1 protein-coding gene and 1 pseudogene are annotated in these 2,825 nt (G+C 37.4%); one reads left to right on the forward strand and one right to left on the reverse strand.

The features are described 5' to 3' along the window. Positions 1-94 precede the first annotated feature (94 nt). Positions 95-1,476, forward strand: a pseudogene (locus ESP02_RS13010) (IS3 family transposase). 234 nt (positions 1,477-1,710) lie between these two features. Here the strand turns inward: ESP02_RS13010 and scrK are convergent. Then, positions 1,711-2,583, reverse strand: a complete 873-nt coding sequence (gene scrK / locus ESP02_RS13020; protein WP_002292418.1) for a fructokinase ScrK — start codon at positions 2,581-2,583, stop codon at positions 1,711-1,713. Positions 2,584-2,825: the final 242 nt, after the last annotated feature.

Raw genomic sequence — 2,825 nt, forward strand, 5'->3', positions numbered from 1 at the left:
CATTGACACTCAAAGAACCAGAATAAGTCATCAGAAAGCAAGGGGGTGCGGACATAATCCTGGACGAAAAAATAAACTTAGGAGGAATGTCCGTGTGTTTTCCCACAAAGAGCGTGTAAGGGCAATTCAGTTATTTTTAAAATACGATTGCTCTTATGCTGCAACCATTCGAGAATTAGGGTATCCGTCGATTGGTGCACTACGGAAATGGTATAAAGAGTATTTGGAATCCGGAGAGCTCCATCAGGAGCACCGAAAAAAATCAAAGTATTCTGAAGAACAAAAACGAATAGCGGTGAATCATTATTTTGAATATGGTCAATGTTATGCACGAACCATTCGCATGCTTGGTTATCCTAATAGAGAGTCCTTGCGGCAGTGGTGTGAAGAACTTGCACCAGGAGCTAGAAAACTCCGAAAAAGTGCGGTAAAGTTAACACAAGATCAAAAAGAAGCTGTGTTGAAAAAATTCTATAAACCGCAAACTAATAGGAAAAATTTAGCCGAATCTGAAGGAATTAGTAGAGTTACTCTATATCAATGGAAAAACACGGTTCTTGGAAAGGATTTTCCATTGCGTATGACTTTAAAAAATCAGGAAAAACAAAAAGAGCTACTTTTAAAGGAAGTAGAAGACTTACAAAAACAAGTACACCAATTACAGCTCGAAAAAGCATTACTCGAAGGAGCGGCTGAACTGCTAAAAAAAGAAAAAGGCGTCAATCTTCTTTGTCTATCAAATCAAGAAAAAACGATATTGATTGATGCCTTACGAAATCAGTTCACCTTGAAAGAGCTTCTTCAACAGCTCCAGTTGCCTAAAAGCAGCTATTTTTATCAAAAACAAGCACTTGAGAAACCAGATAAGTATTACAAAGAACGTCAATTAATTATCACGATTTTCAATCATAACTTCTGTGCGTATGGTTACCGTAGAATTCACCAAGCTTTAAAAAATATGGGTAAAAAGCTTTCTGAAAAAGTTGTACGTAGATTGATGACTGAGGAAAATCTATTTGTTAAATTTTCTAGACGAAAAAAGTATTCTTCGTATGCTGGGGAAATTTCTCCTGCACACCCCAATTTATTAAATCGGAATTTTAAAGCAAAGAAGCCAAATGAAAAATGGTTAACAGATATTACTGAATTTAGAATTCCCGCAGGGAAAATCTACTTATCACCACTTGTCGATTGTTACGATGGTGCTATTGTTAGTTGGACTATTGGAACAAAGCCAACTTGCTTCACTCTATGTCTAAAAAGGGTTATTCACCAGATAATTCAGCGTGCGAAGGTTTCTTTGGACGATTAAAAAACGAGATGTTTTATCAACGTGACTGGAAGAATACAACAATCAATCAGTTTATAAACAAATTGGATGATTATATTCATTGGTATAATAATCAACGAATTAAGTTATCTTTAGGAGGGCTAAGCCCTCTTCAATATCGGAAGAAGCAAAGATATATTTGTTAAAAAGGTCCAAAAAAATATCCGCACCCCCTTTTTTTTGTAAAAAACTATTGCACAATACAAGTGGCCTACGGCTATCGAAATTTCCATAACTTTCGAGCAAGAATTTATCTCATTCAAGGCTTGATCTTCCAAGTAAAACAAAAACCAGTTAAGCACTCTGCCTAACTGGTTATGACTAAATTTTCAGTTGTATCTTTCTCTACCAACACTAAATGTCGAAGAGCCTTTTTTCGTTTATGAATGTAAGACCGCTTCTCGAGCCAATGCCAAACAACCGAGCGTTCCAGCGTTGTCTTCTAATGCTGGGGTCACGATATATTTGCTTAACTCAGGTGTTTCGACATACCCATTGACCAATTTTGCAAATGCGTCGTGGACGTTTTGCAGCATATGGCGTTGTTTCATCACACCACCGCCAAAAATGATCACATCTGGAGAAAACATCAAGGTTGTATTGTAGGCACATTGAGCAATATAGGAGGCTTCGATTTCCCAATAAGGATCATCTTCTGCAACCTCTTGTCCTTTTTTCCCTAAGCGTTTTTCGATGGCGGGTCCAGCGGCCATCCCTTCTAAACAGTTGCCATGAAATGGACAGCTGCCAGCAAAGTCATCTTTTGGATGAGGGACGACGAGCATATGCCCCATTTCTGGATGACTAAACCCTTCGATAAAGCGCCCTTCTTGTAAGGCACCGCCGCCAACACCCGTACCGATCGTATAGTAAACGACACTGCTCAATCCTTTGCCACTGCCGAAGACATACTCACCATAGGCAGCCGCATTGACATCTGTTGTCCAAGAAATCGGGATCGGAAATTCTTTTTTCATGGTACCGATGAAATCAAAATTTTGCCATGCCAATTTCGGGGTCGAGGTAATGTACCCATAAGTGGCGGAATCGCGATGGATATCGATAGGCCCAAATGAGCCAATCCCAATCCCTGCTAAATCTGCTTGGTATTGTTTGAAGAAGTCAATGACTAAAGGCATTGTTTCCTCAGGTGTCGTTGTCGGAAAGCTCACTCTTTCCTTGATCGTCATTTCTTCATCGCCAATGGCACACACAAATTTTGTGCCGCCTGCTTCAATTGCACCGTATAGCATAGACATTTCTCCCTTTATTTTAGAATGAAATCACTAAATAAATGACTATATATCATATTTAAATTATTTTTTTATTTAGTAACATGACAAGTAAATAACTACTATTTTTTCTTTTTGAATTTTTATCATTTTTTAAAATTCTAATAATTTTTCATACAATTGATATATGAAAAGATTAAATAAAATGTTATTCTCAAATATTTGATTAATCTATATTATTTGATTTTGGAAAGAAAATTCAG

This window comes from Enterococcus sp. NBRC 3427, assembly GCF_007996925.1.
In the GTDB taxonomy this organism is placed as follows: domain Bacteria; phylum Bacillota; class Bacilli; order Lactobacillales; family Enterococcaceae; genus Enterococcus_B; species Enterococcus_B lactis.